The sequence below is a fragment of the Rahnella bonaserana genome, assembly GCF_019049675.1.
GTDB lineage: Bacteria > Pseudomonadota > Gammaproteobacteria > Enterobacterales > Enterobacteriaceae > Rahnella > Rahnella bonaserana.
The window spans coordinates 387,179-405,417 of sequence record NZ_JAFMOW010000067.1; the positions used below are offsets into that span (position 1 = coordinate 387,179).

General features: G+C 51.3%; 13 protein-coding genes. 6 read left to right on the forward strand and 7 right to left on the reverse strand.

Translation table 11 applies throughout. From position 1 onward, the window contains the following. Nucleotides 1-103 precede the first annotated feature (103 nt). From yhdP to csrD, 7 genes are all read right to left on the reverse strand, one after another. Nucleotides 104-3,949 (reverse strand): AsmA2 domain-containing protein YhdP, encoded by a 3,846-nt coding sequence (yhdP, locus tag J1778_RS21240; RefSeq protein WP_217174845.1) that lies wholly within the window; start codon nt 3,947-3,949, stop codon nt 104-106. A gap of 98 nt (nt 3,950-4,047) precedes the next feature. Beyond that, the gene (gene rng, locus J1778_RS21245) at nt 4,048-5,517 is read right to left on the reverse strand and encodes a ribonuclease G (RefSeq protein ID WP_013577287.1); all 1,470 of its coding nucleotides are present in this window, start codon (nt 5,515-5,517) and stop codon (nt 4,048-4,050) included. Beyond that, a complete protein-coding gene (locus J1778_RS21250; protein WP_217174846.1) occupies nt 5,507-6,100 on the reverse strand; it encodes a Maf family protein in 594 nt (197 codons plus the stop codon). Before J1778_RS21250 ends, rng begins: the two co-directional genes overlap by 11 nt. Before the next feature lie 7 nt (nt 6,101-6,107). Further along, the gene (mreD, locus tag J1778_RS21255) at nt 6,108-6,596 is read right to left on the reverse strand and encodes a rod shape-determining protein MreD (RefSeq protein ID WP_217174847.1); all 489 of its coding nucleotides are present in this window, start codon (nt 6,594-6,596) and stop codon (nt 6,108-6,110) included. Then, entirely contained in the window at nt 6,593-7,600 is a 1,008-nt protein-coding gene (gene mreC / locus J1778_RS21260) for a rod shape-determining protein MreC (protein ID WP_217174848.1), read from the reverse strand. The genes mreD and mreC overlap by 4 nt, the downstream gene beginning before the upstream one ends. Nucleotides 7,601-7,875: 275 nt before the next feature. Next, on the reverse strand, nt 7,876-8,919 hold the full coding sequence (gene mreB / locus J1778_RS21265) for a rod shape-determining protein MreB (RefSeq protein WP_013577291.1): 1,044 nt from the start codon (nt 8,917-8,919) through the stop codon (nt 7,876-7,878). Nucleotides 8,920-9,274: 355 nt separating this feature from the next. Further along, nucleotides 9,275-11,209 (reverse strand): RNase E specificity factor CsrD, encoded by a 1,935-nt coding sequence (gene csrD / locus J1778_RS21270; RefSeq protein WP_217174849.1) that lies wholly within the window; start codon nt 11,207-11,209, stop codon nt 9,275-9,277. A gap of 388 nt (nt 11,210-11,597) precedes the next feature. On the opposite strand from csrD, the gene msrP reads away from it, so the two are divergent. The 6 genes from msrP (at nt 11,598) to J1778_RS21300 (ending at nt 18,016) form a co-directional block, all read left to right on the forward strand. Beyond that, nucleotides 11,598-12,599 carry a protein-methionine-sulfoxide reductase catalytic subunit MsrP gene (msrP, locus tag J1778_RS21275; protein WP_217174850.1) on the forward strand — a complete coding sequence of 334 codons (1,002 nt, stop codon included), beginning with the start codon at nt 11,598-11,600 and terminating at the stop codon, nt 12,597-12,599. A gap of 19 nt (nt 12,600-12,618) precedes the next feature. Beyond that, nucleotides 12,619-13,221: a protein-methionine-sulfoxide reductase heme-binding subunit MsrQ gene (gene msrQ, locus J1778_RS21280; protein ID WP_217174851.1), complete on the forward strand. Its 603-nt coding sequence runs from the start codon at nt 12,619-12,621 to the stop codon at nt 13,219-13,221. Nucleotides 13,222-13,462: 241 nt separating this feature from the next. Further along, nucleotides 13,463-13,915: a type II 3-dehydroquinate dehydratase gene (gene aroQ, locus J1778_RS21285; protein WP_013577295.1), complete on the forward strand. Its 453-nt coding sequence runs from the start codon at nt 13,463-13,465 to the stop codon at nt 13,913-13,915. Between the two features lie 32 nt (nt 13,916-13,947). Further along, nucleotides 13,948-14,412 carry an acetyl-CoA carboxylase biotin carboxyl carrier protein gene (gene accB, locus J1778_RS21290; protein ID WP_013577296.1) on the forward strand — a complete coding sequence of 155 codons (465 nt, stop codon included), beginning with the start codon at nt 13,948-13,950 and terminating at the stop codon, nt 14,410-14,412. A gap of 11 nt (nt 14,413-14,423) precedes the next feature. Then, complete coding sequence (gene accC / locus J1778_RS21295; RefSeq protein ID WP_112290409.1) at nt 14,424-15,773, forward strand: acetyl-CoA carboxylase biotin carboxylase subunit; 1,350 nt, start codon at nt 14,424-14,426, stop codon at nt 15,771-15,773. Nucleotides 15,774-16,048: 275 nt separating this feature from the next. Continuing rightward, complete coding sequence (locus tag J1778_RS21300) at nt 16,049-18,016, forward strand: M60 family metallopeptidase (protein ID WP_217174852.1); 1,968 nt, start codon at nt 16,049-16,051, stop codon at nt 18,014-18,016. Nucleotides 18,017-18,239: the final 223 nt, after the last annotated feature.

Here is an 18,239-nt window from a genome sequence, read left to right on the forward strand (position 1 = left end):
GAGCGTTATATAAACGTCAACCCGCCGGACAATCCATTGTTACAAGGTTATTAACAGCCTAACACAGCCCGAACGAGGTTTCCTGCCACCTTCGCCGGTGACGTTACTGAGCGGCAGCGGCTTTTGGATGTTCAACCGGTTTGCGCAGAATTTCGTTGATGTGTGGATCTGCGATAGTGCCGCTAATCTGATAGCGAATCAGCGAAATTTTATTCCACAGCGGCGCCAGCACTTTACTGGCAGCAAATACCGCCACGCCCACCACCGGGTTGATGACGAAAGCGGTAGCCACGCCGACGGTCGCTGAGATTTCCGGCGCAATAACCGCTTCCAGATCGAGGCGCTGATTAACAAAATTCACCTGACCGGTAATGGCAATATCCGCTTCAAGACCGTCAACCAGCAGATCATCGGTATGCAATACGCCGTCTTTAATCCAGGCCGTGGATTTGATGGAATCAAAATAGAATCCCTGACCGAAGGTATCACTGAAATCGAGACGCAGTTTACGCAGCAAGGCGTCGAAACTGACCAGACGCAGTAATTGCCCGGCCCGGCCGGTGCCGACATCAGCGATTTCGCCTTTGCCCAGCGTGTTTTTCAGCGTGCCGTTAAGCGTGCTGATATCCGGTTTCCACGGCACCGATTTCCAGTGCAGGTCGAAGTTAATGTCGAACGGCGCGCCTTTCAGTGGCGTGGTCACACCAAAGAATGACATCGCCTGTTCAATATTTTTACCCGTCAGTTTGCCTTTCAGACCGGTATTTTCGCCCTGTGCGTTCTGCTTCCAGTCGCCCTGAACGTTCAGCCGCGCTACGCCGGTGTCGATCAGGCCGTTGCGCAGCATCAGTTGATCGCCCTGCGGGGTGAGATCGGCATTCACTCTGCGGAAGTTCTGTCCGAGGAACCAGCAGGCCTCGCAACGCAGTTGTAACGCAGGCCAGTTAGCAAAGGAAATCTTACTGGTCGCAAACGGATTTCCGCCCGGCTGACCGCTGCTGGTGACATCGTCCACGGTCCATTGCGGATTGAAATAGACATATTTCAGGTTCGCCAGCCAGGGGCCGTTGTCATTCATATTCAGCTGACCGTCAATTTCTTTGCCTTTGGCGATGATTTCCATTCCCTGACGCCCCTGCACCGAAGTCAGGGCCAGGTCATTCCATACCTGTCCGCCCAGTGTCAGTGCAGGCGTAGTCAGGGTTATCAGATGCGGGAAGCTGAACCCGCTAAGTTTGCTGCTGGCACCCTTGGCGCCCCTGGTGCTCTGCGTCGCTTTATCCGGCGAGAGCAGGCCCAGCCAGTTTTCACCATCCAGCGGCGGCAGATTCAGCGTCAGGCTGCTGTCTGCTGGCAATGGCGGCGTTTTCTTCGCGTTAGCCTGCCAGGATGCGCGATCCAGTTTCAGTTGTTTGCCCAGCAACCAGCGGCTGTTGAATCGGTCTTTTCCGGCCAGTACGCCTTCCAGATTAAAGCTGTGCAAATCCCCTTTCACATTGACCACCAGCGGCATCGCATGCCCGGCCTTTTTGCTCAGCGGATCAGGTAAGTGACTGCTCACATCTTTCAGGTCGGCGTTCACATCGACGGTATAGGTTGGCGTACCTTTGTGCGGCAGCGTGATATTCACATCGCATTTCCACGGGGTACCACCAGAAATTTTGCTGGCTACGGCTGCCGGCAAACCAGGAATTTTTGCCAGCTGCCAGTTAGCATCCAGACCGACTTGCACCTTAAAGTCATCCGCCAGCTCCTGCGTGCTGAACATCACGTTTACCGGCTGGCCAAACCATTCACCGGTAAGACGGTTACTTTGCAGGTTGCCGTTGTCATAGCTGAACTGACCGCTGAGATGGCTGATTGTGCTGTCCAGCGGTTTAATCAACAGACTGTTGTCTTTTAGTGTCACCCCGCCTGAAGCGCGAACCATCTCGCCATCCAGCGGAATATCAAGATGTAAGCGACCATTCACTTCGCCGCCAATCTGCAATTCCTGTAGCGCCGAGCCCAGCGAATCATGCAGCGGTGTATCCATAAAATAGTCGCCAATATCTTTACCCTGACCGCGCAGGTCGGCATCGATAAACAGCTTTTCTTTCAGGTAATCAGGAATATTGGCGACCACATTATTGCCATCAACATTGCCTAGTTTGGTATTCGCGGCTTTCATGAACAGACCGTCGTTGAGGAAGTCGAGGTCAATATCCAGATTGGTCAGCGCTGGCCAGCCGGGCTGGAATTCAAAGGTTGAGTGGCGCAGTGGTACCCAGACTTCAAACTGCCCTTCGTTCTTTTTGAACGGGAAATCATGAGGATTGCCGTTGAACGTCAGCGTTGCGTTATCGACTTGTCCGGCCTGAATGGCGCCGCTCAGATAATCCACCAGATGTTTACCCATCAGCGGCTCAGGGAAATAACGCCACGCTTGTCCGGCATCATATAAGCGGATACCCGCCAGAATATTCAGCCACGGCTCGCCTTTAACAGGCTGGTCGTAACGGAAATCACCTTTCGCCCACAACGCGTTAGCCTGGACGTCCACATCTTTGCCCGACAGCGCCCAGCCGTCTTTCGTGTTAGTCCAGTTAAAGGTTCCGGTTGCTGCGCCTATCTCCAGCGGCGCACGGAACATTTCGCCATAAGCTAAGACACTGTCTTTGAGATTAACCGCCAGCTGACCGCCTGCCACGCTGCCTTTGAGGCTGCCGCTGAAATGATTGATGCCCGGCAGCAGTTCCCAGCGCTGCCAGCTGACATCGTGCCAGCTGGCATCAAAACGGGTGTGATCCGGCTGCTTGATCGGGATATCCAGCGCGAGCCTGTCGACGTTACCGGCAGGTTTTAAATCCTGCCAACGCTCCAGTATGGCGGGAGTCAGGAATGAGAAGGTTGGGATCACCGGTCCTAAGCGTTCGAGTTGCAGATTTGCGCCGCGGATACGTAATTCTTCGCCCTGCGAGGGGCCGAGGAAATCATTATTTTCGGGAAGATAAAGCGCTTCAAGGCGACCTTTTGGCCACGCGACGCCATCCGTTTTCAGGTTCAGTTGCTGTGTTCCAACCTGCCAGCCATTTCCCTGACGGCTGCCGTGTAAGGTGAGATTATCAACATCGAGGCGGTGCTCATCGTCACCGGTTTTCCAGGTGGCGGACCCCGTTTTCAGCAGCGCATCACCGGCATAAATATCGCCATTGTGGACTGTCAGCCATGCCGCCAGGCTAAAGTTTGCGCTTTCCAGACCGGTGTTATTGCGCAGCCACCGGCTGAACCACGGTTTCATATCAATATCATCGGCTTGCATATAAATCTTGCCGTTATTGAGCAAACCGTTTGAGTCGTTAAGATCCATACGCAGCTGTACAACGCCGTGCTGACCGTTAAAGCTCGAAAGGCTGAGCTGCCCTTCGGCGCGGTGGCGGTTACGGCTGTTCAGCCAGGTGAGCTGGGGAATATCGAATTCGGCACGCGAACCGGAAGGCGTAGGGAACGTAATACGGCTGTTGCGCAGGTCAAAATGGTCAACCTGACGCAGAAAAATATCGCTGACACGGCCGGGCTTGATGCCGTTGCCTTTATTGGCCTCGCCACCGAGCGGAGTGTTTAAATCCAGTTGCAGGTTATAGAAGGTGAGGTCACGGAACTGCCAGCGAAAATGCAGGAGTGATTGCCAGACGTCCAGCGCCATAGTGATGCGCTGAACCCGCCATTTGGCCTCCGGTAATGTGACCTGAAGACCACGGACTTCCATGATCGGGCCAAAGGTTTTCCAGCTGGCGCTGACTTGCGACAGTTCAATCGGTACGCCGGTGACCGCCTCTACTTTCCCGACCAGTTGATCCTGAAAACGGCTAAGCTGCGGCAATGCCAGACGCAAGCCGCTGATCACCAAAGCCACTATCACGACAAGGGTTGCGCTGGTGGTTAATAAAATACCGGGCAGTCGCCTCAAACCTCTCTCCTTGTTTTCCATTCCATGCTGGTTTTCACCCGCACAGACGGCAATGGAAACCTTGAACAACCAGATGCTTCAAGCCAGTCATCAGCACATCACATCATGACGACGTCGAACTGTTCCTGACTGTAGAGCGGCTCAATCTGCACCTTAACCTGCTTGCCGACGAAAATTTCCACTTCGGCCAGCGCATGGGATTCTTCTCCCTTGAGGGCTTCTCCCACCGCAGCAGATGCGTAGACCAGGAACCGGTCGGAATCGTAGGCATGATGCACACGCACGATTTCACGCAGAATTTCATAGCAGACGGTTTCAACGGTTTTTACCGTACCGCGTGCGTGACACGTCGGACAATCGCTGCACAGCACATGTTCGACGCTTTCACGCGTGCGTTTACGGGTCATTTCCACCAGACCGAGCGCAGAGAAACCGTGAATGCCGGTCTTCACGCGGTCTTTCGACAATGCCTGTTCCAGACTGTGCAACACGCGACGGCGATGATCTTCATTCGACATATCAATGAAGTCGATGATGATAATGCCGCCGAGATTACGCAGACGCAGCTGACGGGCAATAGCCTGTGTCGCTTCGGTGTTGGTGTTAAAGATAGTGTCTTCGAGATTGCGATGGCCGACAAACGCACCGGTATTGATATCCACGGTGGTCATGGCTTCGGTCTGATCGATAATCAGGTAGCCGCCGGATTTGAGTTCCACCTTGCGCTCCAGCGCACGCTGGATTTCATTCTCAACATCGAACAAATCGAAAATAGGCTGCTTGCCGCTGTAATGCTCCAGCTTGCTGGTCATTTCAGGCATGTATTCACTGGTGAATTCCACCAGCAATTCGTACGTCAGACGGGAGTCAACGCGGATACGGTCCAGCGCTTCACCGGCAAAATCACGTAAAACGCGATGCGCCAGCGCCAGTTCGCCATACAACTTGCACTTGGTTTTGTTGCGACGTTTGCGCTCCATCACCTTGGTCCACAAGCGTTTTAAGTAGGCGGCATCCTGCTTGAGCTCTTCTTCGCCCACGCCTTCGGCGGCGGTACGAATAATGTAGCCACCGTGCTCGTCGCAATATTCGGAGACGATACGTTTCAGACGGTCGCGTTCCGCTTCGCTTTCAATACGCTGGGAAACCCCAACGTGAGAAGCGCCGGGCATGAACACCAGATAGCGGGAAGGCAAGGTAATGTCAGTCGTCAGGCGCGCGCCTTTGGTACCCAGCGGGTCTTTCACCACCTGAACCATCAGATCCTGGCCCTGATGCACCAGCTCTGCGATATCACGCACATGGAAATTTTTCTGCTCGTCACGCGCCACACATTCGGTGTGAGGCATGATGTCCGAAGCATGTAAGAACGCTGCTTTTTCAAGGCCGATATCCACGAATGCTGCCTGCATACCCGGCAGAACCCGGCTGATACGTCCTTTATAAATGTTGCCGGCAATCCCGCGTTTGGTCTCACGCTCAATATGGATTTCCTGCAGAATGCCACCGTCAATGTAGGCCACGCGGGTTTCAGACGGGGTGACATTGACCAGTAATTCAGCTGTCATGTTTTCTCCTAAGCTCGCGTAAGGCAGAAAATTCATTTAGCAGTTCCTGAGTTTCCACTAAAGGAAGACCCACAACTGCATAGTAACTGCCGCGAATTTCACGGACGAAACAACCGCCCTTTCCCTGAATACCATAAGCGCCCGCTTTATCCATGGGCTCACCGCTCAGAATATAGTGTGCAATGTCGTCGGAGGATAGTGAACGGAAAGTGACATCTGTCACAACCAACGTATTGAGACAATCCCGCCGGTCGGCAAACGCAATCGCGGTCATCACCTGATGCTGCCTGCCAGACAATGCATTAAGCATAACAGCGGCTTGCGCTTCGTCACGTGGCTTTTCCAACACTTTACCGTCAAGTACCACAATCGTATCTGCACCCAGCACCGGCAAATCTTCTGCTGCTACCGCCACACCGGCCTGCGCCTTGTCTCTCGCCAGCCGCAGAACATAATCTTGCGGTGCTTCGCCGGGCTGACGTTCTTCTGCCACGTCCGTAGACAGGCGCTCGAAAGGCAACTCCAGCAACGTCAGTAATTCACGGCGACGCGGTGACCCGGAGGCCAGATAAAGTGCGGTCATAACATCCTCATTGCACGGCAAACTGACGACGAATTTTACGCATCAGCAGGAACAGCCATGGCCACAGAATCCCGTCAACCACACTGCTCCAGAAAACTTCAGGCCGGAACGAAACGTTAACGACCAGGAATTCACCCCAGAACACCATCACGTCCACGGCCAGTGAAAGCACCATGACAATCAGCGCCTGTTGCCAGAGCGCCAGATTACGGAATAACTGGAATTTGAACGCGACCAGATAGGCGGTGATGGCAAATGCCAGCGCCCGGATACCCAGCGTCGATCCCAGGATCAGATCCATGATGAAACCGACAACAAAACCGGTACCCACGTTGACGCGATGCGGTAACGCCATCACCCAGTAAATCAGGATCAGCATCAGCCATGACGGCCTGAACATGTAAAGTTGTTCCGGCCACGGCATTACCTGCAACAACATGGCTATTAAGAAGGATAGCCAAATAATCCAACGCCCGTGGCTCCGGTAACTGTTCATCGTGTCACTCCCTGAACAGCAGGCGTGCTGACAGGTGCGGTAACCGTGCCGGTGGCCGGTGGCGGAACCGGTGCCGGAGGCCCCATATCACCCGGAGGTGGCAGGACTTGCGGCATCATCTGCATCAGACGTTCGTTGGCAACGCGATGGACTTCGTCCGGTGGCAACGGGTGCTCACCATTCCGGTCGGAACCCCACAACAGCAGCAAATAACGCAGACGTTGCAGACCGGCGGTCGGACGCGCCTGAATCACGGTATAAGCACGCTGGTTGTCCACTTTGACCGAAGACACCACACCCACCGGATAACCTTCAGGGAAACGGCCGCCAAGACCTGACGTGACCAGCACATCGCCGACACGAATGTCGGTATTGCTTGGCAGATGCTCAAGTTGTAAGTCATCAGCACATCCGCTACCGGCAGCAATCACGCGGATGTCGTTACGCAGCACCTGAATCGGTAATGCGTGTGACGCATCGCAAATCAGCAATACGCGGCTGGTCAGTGCGGCAACGGCCACAACCTGACCGACAACACCTTTATCGCTGATAACCGGTTGCCCGATATACACGCCATTGTTGCTGCCTTTGTCGATCACCACCTGATCACTGTAAGGATCGTTGCTGGTAGAAAGAACCTGCGTCACCATCTTGTGCTCGTCCTGACGCAACGGAGATCCCAGCAGTTCGCGCAGACGGGCGTTTTCTTGTTTGTATTGGCCAAGCAGCATCAGATCGCTGTTTTTCAGCAACAGTTCCTGACGCAAAGCGCGGTTTTCGAGCTCCATCTGACCACGAGTGGCAAATGTAGAAGAGACCTGATCTAAGAATTCACGCGGGGCATTGGACAAAAAATAGAAGGGACTGACGGCAGTATCCATATAGGTGCGAATTTTAACAAACGTACCTATTTTACTGTCGGCAACAATCAGGACAATGGCCGTGAGAATAGCCAAAAAAAGTCGCAGTTGCAGGGAAGGTCCCCTGCTAAAAATTGGCTTCATAAAATATGCGAGTTCCTCGGCAACAGAAGGTTTCAGCCAGTCGAAGTAAAGACTTCCCCTGACAGAAAAGGCGGCAATCTCATGGGATAGACAAAACACCGGCAAAGCGTTTATCGCTCAGCCAGTGTTTGCGCGGATCCACATTGAACACTGCACACTTCACGTTGCAGGTTTTACCTGACGGACAACCACCTTCCCGGGCAGACTGATTTTGTTCACTACGACAAGGCTTGTTTACAACAAACCCTGCCCAAAACCACAAGTCTTCGCTCAGATTACTCTTCGCTGAATAAGTCGCCGCCGTGCATGTCGATCATTTCTAATGCTTTACCACCGCCGCGGGCTACACAAGTCAGCGGATCTTCTGCGACGACAACCGGAATACCGGTTTCTTCCATCAGCAGACGATCTAAGTTACGCAGTAATGCGCCACCGCCGGTCAGCACCATGCCGCGCTCAGAAATATCAGAAGCCAGTTCTGGCGGACACTGTTCCAGTGCAACCATCACCGCGCTGACGATACCGGTCAGCGGTTCCTGCAGGGCTTCCAGGATTTCGTTGGAATTCAGCGTGAAGCCACGCGGAACACCTTCAGCCAGGTTACGGCCGCGCACTTCGATTTCGTGCACTTCATCGCCCGGATAAGCAGAACCGATGCTGTGCTTGATACGCTCGGCCGTTGCTTCACCAATCAGTGAACCGTAGTTACGACGAACGTAGTTAATGATAGCTTCGTCGAAACGGTCACCACCAATACGGACAGAAGAGGAATACACCACGCCGTTAAGGGAGATCACCGCAACTTCAGTCGTACCACCACCGATATCCACCACCATTGAACCGGTCGCTTCAGATACTGGCAGGCCTGCACCGATTGCCGCAGCCATCGGTTCTTCAATCAGGAACACTTCACGCGCGCCTGCACCTTGTGCAGATTCACGGATAGCACGGCGTTCAACTTGCGTTGCACCGACTGGCACACAGACCAGCACGCGCGGACTCGGGCGCATGAAGCTGTTGCTGTGAACTTGCTTAATGAAGTGTTGCAGCATTTTCTCAGTCACGAAGAAGTCAGCGATAACGCCGTCTTTCATAGGACGAATGGCTGCGATATTACCGGGAGTACGGCCCAGCATCTGTTTAGCGTCGTGACCAACAGCAGCAACGCTTTTAGGTGAACCAGCACGATCCTGACGAATAGCCACTACAGATGGCTCATTCAGCACGATGCCTTGTCCTTTTACATAGATAAGGGTATTGGCGGTACCCAGGTCGATGGACAAGTCGTTGGAAAACATGCCACGAAATTTCTTAAACATAACGAAAGGATAATCCTGCAAGCTGGGGGCGGAAAATAAAATCCGCCTACTTTACCAACCACGCGAAGCAGCGACAAGGCGCAAAAACGTCCTGCTTCCGTGAAAATTGTCAGCGATGTCGCCATTCACTTGTTGTTACTTTTTGAGGCTGATGGCACTGCGAAATAATTCTGAATCGCAGGCTCGGTTTACCTCGGGCAGGCACCTAGGCGAAGTAGCAACACCGCACATAAATTCTTACACTTTTACCGAAATTTTCCGCTTATCTGCGGCCTGATAATTAGCACCGGAGGCCAGGCAAGGGAGTCGGTCAAAAGCTGGCTCATTCTACGTTAAATAATCCCATAACGGTCACTTAAACATCGCGGTTATGTGAATATTTTTTACCGACCGGTTCAACAGGCTCCGGCACAGCAAATAAATCGCCCTGACCGCCGTGGATCCCGCTTTTCAGCAGGACGGCCCACTCCTCTTTTGTCCTCACTCCGGAGGCAAAAACCAGGGCCTGAGTTCCTTCACACGCACTGATCAAACTTTGCACAAAAAGCTGATTTTCCACCCTTTTATCAATATCGCGCACTAACCCCGGGTGAAGCTTGACTCTCTCCACCGGGAAAGTTTTCAGATAAGAGGTGCTGACTACCGACAAACCTGCCTGCGTAACGGCCAGACGACAGCCTAAACCTTGCAAGAGCCTGATAGCCGGACGCAGCCGGTCGGTATGTTGACAGAGATCTGCCTCTGCAAGTTCAATCAAAATTCGATTTCGTTGGGTTCTTTCGCACTGAAGCAACGTATCGCGCAACCAGCGAACAAACGAGCGCTGCAATAATGAATCAACCGTCAGGTGAAATGCCAACGTTTCATCCGGCCAGCGGTTAAGTAACGGAATAATCTGACTTAACATGACCCGGTCAAAGCTCTGAGACAGGCCAAACTGTACCACCAGAGGCATAAATTCTGCCGCAAGCAGTTCCTGTTCGCCGTCAAAGACGCGACGCTGCACTTCCCGGTGGTCAAGCTTACCGCCTTTTGAGAATGACGGTTTCTGGTATAAACGCGGGCCGCCGCGCGCCAGAGTGTTTTCCAGCAAAGTCCGCCAGCGCACACTTCCCCGGCCTTTTTCCGGCACATTTTTATCGTAGATAAACCAGCTGTTACTTCCCTGGAAGGCCGCGTGCCGGGTGGCCTGCTCGACCATATCCATGACCTGATCCGGCGTCTGACCGAAACGATACGCGCTGATGCCGATGTACATCAGAGCGTCGCGGTCGATCAGCGAAGATGTTGGCAACACGCCCAGCGCATTAACCAGCTGAGCCGCCATCACTTCCGCTTCTTTCAGGGTGCGATGCGGCAGCAACACGGCAAAGTCACTGTGGAAATAGCGTGCCAGTAAAGCATCCACGTGGCGCATGACAAACGTCGATAATAAATTCACCATCGCCGAGCGTAATTCTTCCACCACCGCCTGACCGTGGGTCTCGCGCATCATATCGAAATCAGGTAAACGCAGCAGCATCACCACGCCATGCGCGCCCTTTTCTTCCAGCTGCGTGGCGAGCTGGTTATCAAAGAACAGGCGGTTACTCAGCCCGGTTTGTGCGTCCTGCTGGGCATACGCGCGTATCAGCGTGTCCACGCGACTACGCTGTTCACGGGCCTCGTTGAGGTCGGTCAGCAAAACATCGATAGCACTGCTGGCAGAATGGGGCCATTCGCCAACATCACCGGTCAGTCCCTCGCGTTCTCCGCGTAATATCCGCACGGCGCGGTCTTCCAGTTTTTCCACGCCATCGGTTTCCTGACGCAACCAGCGGAAACTGAGCATCAGCATGCCCAGCATCACCAGAATGGCGAGACCAATCGCAAACGTAGAACGCAGGGAGCGGATATAAGTGCTGATAGGATCGATATAGGACATCTGCAGAGACATCGCATGGTTCTGCATAAGCGGGAAAATTGCCGTCTCGAATTCAGGGATTACGCTGTCCCATGAGCGGTGCAAATTGGGATTTTCATGATACTGATAAACGGTAGTGTCATTGAGTTTGAGTTCAACATCAGTGACATCAAGCATGCGCATCGCCTGGGGCATCCAGCGTTCGGCTTCCGCAGGGGTATGCGTCAGAAGCGCCTGATCATAGGTCGTCGCCAGCGCCTGAAGATGTTGCTCTGTACTTTGTTTATTGAGATAGAGAAAACTGAAAGTGACGCCCAGCAACATCAACAGCATTGCCAGCGCGACTAACATCGAAATCAGTGCCGATAGTCTGGTAGTAAATCGCATCCCTGTGCCTTACTCGCTACGGTTAGGTGAACACAAACCCGTTGTCTGAGCCTGCTGCGTAAAAACGCCGCTACTATAAAACAGAAAAAGGGAGGGACTGGAGAAATTTACGAAAAAGGATTAATCGAATATTTCGTTATTTCTGCCGCATCGGGCACGCTTTCAATCCATTATCAGGCCGAAATGTGCCCTTTGCTTACATTGATATCATAGCAATGCAAAATACAATCAATTCAGAATTCTTATGCAAATGGCTAAAAATCAGCCAAAGGCGTTTTTTTTAAGTCGGGTATTTAGAGAGTTCATCTCGCAAAACCCCCGGTTTCACGCCATGCTCTGTCTATAACCATAAAAATGAACCATATAAAAGAGAATGCCGGAGAATGCTATGTTCAAGCCCCGCAAACTAACCGAAGCCGATGTCACCCCCGAAGACATCTTCCATGACAGGCGCAAAGTACTCCAGGCGCTGGGTATCAGTGCGGCGGCGCTGGCCATCCCGCAAAATGCCCGGGCGGACCTGCTTTCCTGGTTTAAAGGCCATGACCGCCCGCCCGCGCCTGCGGGCAAGCCGCTGGATTTCACCAAACCTGCTGCCTACCAGAATGATCTGCCGCTGACACCGGAAGATAAAGTTTCCGGCTATAACAATTTCTATGAGTTCGGACTGGATAAAGCAGATCCGGCAGCCAATGCCGGGCAACTAGTTACATCGCCGTGGAAGTTAAAAATAGAAGGTGAAGTCGCTAAACCGATGACGCTGGATATGGACGACATTATGAAGCGCTTCCCGCTTGAGCAGCGGATCTACCGCATGCGCTGCGTGGAAGCCTGGTCAATGGTGGTGCCGTGGGTTGGATTCCAGCTCAGTGAAATTCTTAAACTCGCCGAGCCGACCAGCAATGCGCGTTATGTCGCGTTTACTACCTTATATGACCCTGAACATATGCCGGGGCAGAAAGACCGGTTTATCGGCGGCGGGCTCAATTATCCGTACGTTGAAGGATTGCGTATAGATGAAGCGATGAACCCGCTGGCAATGATGACAGTCGGCGTTTATGGCAAAGCCCTTCCGCCGCAAAACGGCGCGCCCATCCGCCTGACCATTCCGTGGAAATACGGCTTTAAGGGGATTAAATCCATCGTAAACATCAAATTTACCCAGGATGAGCCGCCGACAACCTGGAACCAGATTGCCTCAAATGAATACGGATTTTACGCCAATGTGAACCCGGATGTTGATCACCCGCGCTGGTCGCAGGCGACGGAGCGATTTATCGGTTCGGGCGGATTGCTCGACGTGCAGCGTCAGCCAACCTTGCTGTTCAACGGCTATGCAGAACAGGTGGCGTCGATGTATCACGGTATGGACTTACGTAAGTTCTATTAAGGAAGGGGAAGTTTCACCTATGCGTCGTTTAAGCCCTGCAAATATTACCTGGCTGAAGGTGATCATCTATCTTTGCGCCATTTTGCCTTTTTTCTGGATTGTGCTTTCGATTAATCAGGGCTGGTTCAGCGCCGATCCCGCCAAAGATATTCAGCATTTTACCGGTAGGATGACTCTGAAATTTTTACTGGTCACGTTGCTGGTCACGCCTGTCGCACGTTACGGAAAACAACCACTTCTGATCCGCACCCGCCGTTTACTGGGTTTATGGTGTTTCGCGTGGGGAACGCTGCATCTTCTCAGCTATTCCTTCCTCGAGCTGGGCATCAGTAATCTCCGGCTGCTGGGCAGCGAACTGGTATCACGCCCGTATCTGACGCTGGGTATCATCTGCTGGATCCTCCTGCTGGCACTGGCCTGTACTTCACCAATGTGGGCACAGCGCAAACTGGGGTCAACATGGCAGAAGTTGCACAATTTCATTTATCTCATCGCGATACTTGCGCCGATCCACTACCTTTGGTCGGTAAAAGTGTTGTCACCGCAACCGGTCATCTATGCAACACTTGCCGTCATCTTGTTGGCATTTCGTTATAAAAAATTCCGCCAGTGGCTACGATAAGCCGTGGAACTTTTATGTGTGTTGTCCCTCATAATATCGACAATCGCGCGCCTCTTAACCGGCCGAGGGTTGATTATCTTCGCTGATAAGACCAGTATTTAGCTGCGAATTGCCACGATATCATTATAATGCCCGACCTCATGCTGAAGAGACGGGCTGATTTGCCGCGAAATAGGTGACAAATCGGTGACATCAGGGTATTTTCTACAATCTTTGTCTAATTGCCGGAGATAGGCTCACAATGGCGCATAAGTTTGACATTTTGCTACTGAACGGTCCTAACCTGAATTTGTTAGGCACCCGTGAGCCTGAAACGTACGGACACACCACGCTCAACGATATTGTTAAAGGTTTGGAAGTTCAGGCTGCTGCTGCTGATGTAGCACTCAGCCATCTGCAATCCAACGCAGAACATGTCCTGATTGAACGCATTCATCAGGCACGCGGAAACGTCGATTTTATTCTGATCAATCCCGCGGCCTTTACCCATACCAGCGTGGCGCTGCGCGATGCATTACTGGGGGTGTCGATTCCGTTTATCGAGATCCATCTGTCGAATGTACATGCCCGTGAAGCGTTCCGGCATCATTCCTATCTTTCCGACATCGCAGTGGGCGTTATTTGCGGACTTGGCGCAGATGGCTACCACTTTGCATTACAGGCAGCGGTTAATCGCTTGTCAAAAACCCACTAATTTCTACGCAAAAAGAGTACGGAATCACACCCATGGATATTCGTAAAATCAAAAAACTGATCGAACTGGTTGAAGAATCAGGCATTTCTGAACTGGAAATTTCTGAAGGCGAAGAATCAGTACGTATCAGCCGTGCTGCACCTGCGCAGGCTTATCCTATGATGCAACAGGCATACGCTATGCCTGTACAACAACAGCCAGGTCTGGCTGCTGCGGTCGCGCCAGCTGCTGCGCCTGCAGAAGCAGCTCCGGCTGCCATCAGCGGTCATATCGTTCGCTCACCGATGGTAGGTACCTTCTACCGTACGCCAAGCCCGGACGCTAAAGCCTTCATCGAAGTGGGTCAGAAAGTGAACGCCGGCGATACCCTGTGTATCGTTGAAGCGATGAAAATGATGAACCAAATCGAAGCAGACAAATCCGGTGTTGTTAAAGCAATTCTGGTAGAAAGCGGCCAACCGGTTGAGTTCGACGAGCCGCTGGTCGTCATCGAATAACGAGGCGTACCATGGTAGATAAAATTGTTATCGCGAACCGCGGCGAGATTGCCCTGCGTATTTTGCGTGCCTGTAAAGAAATGGGCATCAAAACCGTTGCTGTGCACTCCACCGCTGACCGTGACCTGAAACACGTGCTGCTGGCGGACGAAACCGTCTGTATCGGTCCTGCACCTTCAGTAAAAAGCTATCTGAACATCCCTGCCATTATCGCTGCGGCAGAAATCACTGGCGCGGTGGCTATTCACCCAGGCTATGGTTTCCTGTCCGAGAATGCTGATTTTGCAGAGCAGGTTGAGCGTTCTGGTTTTATCTTCATCGGCCCGAAAGCTGAAACTATCCGCCTGATGGGTGACAAAGTTTCTGCGATCCACGCGATGAAAGCGGCTGGCGTACCTTGCGTACCTGGCTCTGACGGCCCGCTGGGCGACGACATGGACCAAAACCGTGCCTTCGCTAAACGCATCGGCTATCCGGTCATCATCAAAGCCTCTGGCGGCGGCGGTGGTCGCGGTATGCGTGTTGTTCGCAGCGACAAAGACCTCGAGCAGTCCATCAACATGACCCGTGCGGAAGCCAAAGCGGCTTTCAACAACGACATGGTTTACATGGAAAAATACCTGGAAAACCCGCGTCACGTGGAAATTCAGGTACTGGCAGATGGTCAGGGCAATGCGGTTTATCTGGCTGAACGTGACTGCTCTATGCAGCGTCGTCACCAGAAAGTCGTGGAAGAAGCGCCAGCACCGGGCATCACTGAAGAACTGCGTCGTTTCATCGGCGAACGTTGTTCAAAAGCCTGTGTGGATATCGGCTACCGTGGCGCAGGTACTTTCGAGTTCCTGTATGAAAACGGCGAGTTCTTCTTCATCGAAATGAACACCCGTATCCAGGTTGAACATCCGGTTACCGAGATGATCACTGGTGTGGATTTGATCAAAGAGCAGTTGCGCATTGCTTCCGGCCAGCCGCTGTCGATCAAACAAAGCGAAGTGAAAGTCAAAGGCCATGCGGTGGAATGCCGTATTAACGCGGAAGACCCTAACACCTTCCTGCCAAGCCCGGGCAAAATCACTCGCTTCCACGCACCTGGCGGCTTCGGTGTTCGCTGGGAATCGCACATTTACGCAGGCTACACTGTGCCTCCGTACTACGATTCCATGATTGGTAAACTGATCACTTACGGCGAAACCCGTGAAGTGGCGATTGCCCGCATGAAAAATGCACTGGCAGAACTGATCATCGACGGCATCAAAACCAACATTGATCTGCAAATGCGCATTATGGACGACGAGAACTTCCAGCACGGTGGAACGAATATCCACTATCTGGAGAAAAAACTCGGTTTGCAGGAAAAATAAATTTTACTGATATTTTTTAATAATATCCCCGCTTAACTATATTAGCGGGGATATCTTATCCCCCACATAATGCCTCTCTGTTATTATTAATATAACACTTCAACACTCATACAATAATTCATTCAATAATTCATTTCCCATTATTTAATTGATCAAACGAATAGTTATCAATAAAGAATTTTAAATATATAATTAAGCCATTAATTTAATGATATTCCCTTTTAAAAAGGTGATAGGATGAATTGCTTTATCTCTATTATTTAAAGGAATATCTCGTGATAAGTAAATGGAAAAACCCGCTCTCTGTATTAATCGTTAGCGTATTATCAGCCAGTACATACGCTGCGTCAGATAACTCAACCTATATATTTAATTCATCATCCCTCTCAACGGTAAATAATCTCTCATCTGCAGAAAATTGGTGGACTCCCTATGACACCAATCAGGGTTTCAATGATGCGCTTAAAGAATTAGGTTTGACATATGAATATCTGCAAAATAATGCTGAAGATATACGAATGCGCGCTACAGATTCTAATGATCCGCTGTTCTGGTTAAAAAGGACGCTGAGTATTTATCAGGATTACAACTCAGCGAACAAACGCTATAACATCCCTATGACGGAAGTTCATGCTAATGGCCGCAATCGCACCACTTCTGCGGGCCGAAATGGCTTCTTCCCGACCCATACATGGGTTAACTCAGGCGACACCTTAACTATTGAGTCAGGTGCGTTCCCAAGTCATGTTTACTGCGATATTGCTGTAGATAGCAAACTGGAAGATATAACCGGCCCGGAAAAAACACAACACCTGACAGCCAATGGCTTGAGCACTTATAAAGCCACCACCAGTGGGTTGGTATTGTTCGCTTGTGTCGATCAAACTAAGGCACTCGAGCATAAAGATGAGCAGGCATCTATCACGATAAAAAGCGGCGGTTATGAAAGAGATCTCTTTACCTTTGGCTTAAATACCAACAGTGAGTGGAAAGAAGCTGCTAATGCTGCCGCGAATTCAGGCTTTACCGCCTTCTTCGATGGCAGAACACGTTATATTGTTAACAATCAAAACTTCAAAAAATCCGCCAATACTAATATCCTCCAGACTCTGCGTGAGAATCTGACGATGACGGTTCGTTATGACATATTAAACGGACTGCAAAGTGGCAAGGGGTATTTGCATGAGCCAAGCCGTGGGTTAGAGTACGTTAACTATAACTCTGGTTTTTGGTCATCTGATGGTCAGGGTCAGGTCGGTATTGGCGATCATAAGTATACGATACCGTCTCACAGCTTATGGGGGGAGTGGCATGAATATGGTCACCAATACCAAATGGAGTGGAGCTGGAGTGGCCAGGAAGAAGTTACCGAAGATCTTTACGCCCTGCAAAACTGTTATCTGAGTTTCGGTGATGTTGATATCAGTAAATGTCATAGCAACAGTGGCCTGAAAGGTTTTACCTGGGATCAACAGGCGGTGGGTAATTTCCTGAAGTCCGGCCAAAGTCAGCACTATTCAAGTGAAAGCAACGTCTTCCGCAGAGCAACGATGTTTGGTCAGTTGATGACCTCCTGGCCTAACCTGTTTGGAGAACTTGGCCAGGCCTATCGTGAAGCCGATCAGGCTGGTGCAAACGGCTCAACACTGAACAGTACACAGAAAAAAGTGGACTGGTTCGTGACTAATACCAGTCGTCTTTCCGGTTACGACCTGCGCGAATTTTTCTCTCGCTGGGGATTAAACTTTAGTACTTTAGCCGACAGTGCCATCGCTGCAATGCAATTGCCTGCACCACTTCAGCCAGCGACAAGTTATGCGGCCACGTTGACTAAAACAGGCGGTAATGAGTCGGCAAAAGTAACGTTGAGCATAGACGGCGACAGCGATCGCACTAATACCGCCTTTGTTACTAATCACGGCAATGAAAATACAATGTCACTGGTTTGGGAAAATGATGAAGATAGTTATGTAAAGGCAATCGTTGTGGACAGTGCGCATCGTAGCTTTATCGTGAAGTTACTTGCCACAAACTCCCATGGCGATTGCCCTCAACTATCTTATAACTCAGCGAAAACTTGCCCGTCAGGAACATCATCGAACCTGCATATTTCGTATAGAGACCAAAATAATCTGAGTCTTCCGCCAGGTCACTATAAAGGCAAAGTAGCGCTGATTGCCCGTGACTGGTATAAGAAAGACTGGTCAGCAAACGTCAATATCAACCTCGATATCACCAAGTAACTCGCATAATCTCTGCCGCATTTATTAAAAATGCGACAGAAAATTCTGGAATGCGAATGGATGAATAAATTCCAGCACGGTGGAACTAACATCCGCTATCTGGAGAAAAACTCGGTTTGCAGAAAAAATAATTATCCTCATAATCTCAGCCTAACAGGCTGAGATTATTTTTGTTCCATCGTAAATAATTCCTTTTATTAATAACTCACCCCAATTCTATTAC

Coding starts and splice junctions, on each gene's coding strand:
- rng (WP_013577287.1), bottom strand. CDS start 5,517: ATGACAGCTGAATTACTGGTCAATGTCACCCCGTCTGAAACCCGCGTG.
- J1778_RS21250 (WP_217174846.1), bottom strand. CDS start 6,100: ATGACCGCACTTTATCTGGCCTCCGGGTCACCGCGTCGCCGTGAATTA.
- mreD (WP_217174847.1), bottom strand. CDS start 6,596: ATGAACAGTTACCGGAGCCACGGGCGTTGGATTATTTGGCTATCCTTC.
- mreC (WP_217174848.1), bottom strand. CDS start 7,600: ATGAAGCCAATTTTTAGCAGGGGACCTTCCCTGCAACTGCGACTTTTT.
- mreB (WP_013577291.1), bottom strand. CDS start 8,919: ATGTTTAAGAAATTTCGTGGCATGTTTTCCAACGACTTGTCCATCGAC.
- csrD (WP_217174849.1), bottom strand. CDS start 11,209: ATGCGATTTACTACCAGACTATCGGCACTGATTTCGATGTTAGTCGCG.
- msrP (WP_217174850.1), top strand. CDS start 11,598: ATGTTCAAGCCCCGCAAACTAACCGAAGCCGATGTCACCCCCGAAGAC.
- msrQ (WP_217174851.1), top strand. CDS start 12,619: ATGCGTCGTTTAAGCCCTGCAAATATTACCTGGCTGAAGGTGATCATC.
- aroQ (WP_013577295.1), top strand. CDS start 13,463: ATGGCGCATAAGTTTGACATTTTGCTACTGAACGGTCCTAACCTGAAT.
- accB (WP_013577296.1), top strand. CDS start 13,948: ATGGATATTCGTAAAATCAAAAAACTGATCGAACTGGTTGAAGAATCA.
- accC (WP_112290409.1), top strand. CDS start 14,424: ATGGTAGATAAAATTGTTATCGCGAACCGCGGCGAGATTGCCCTGCGT.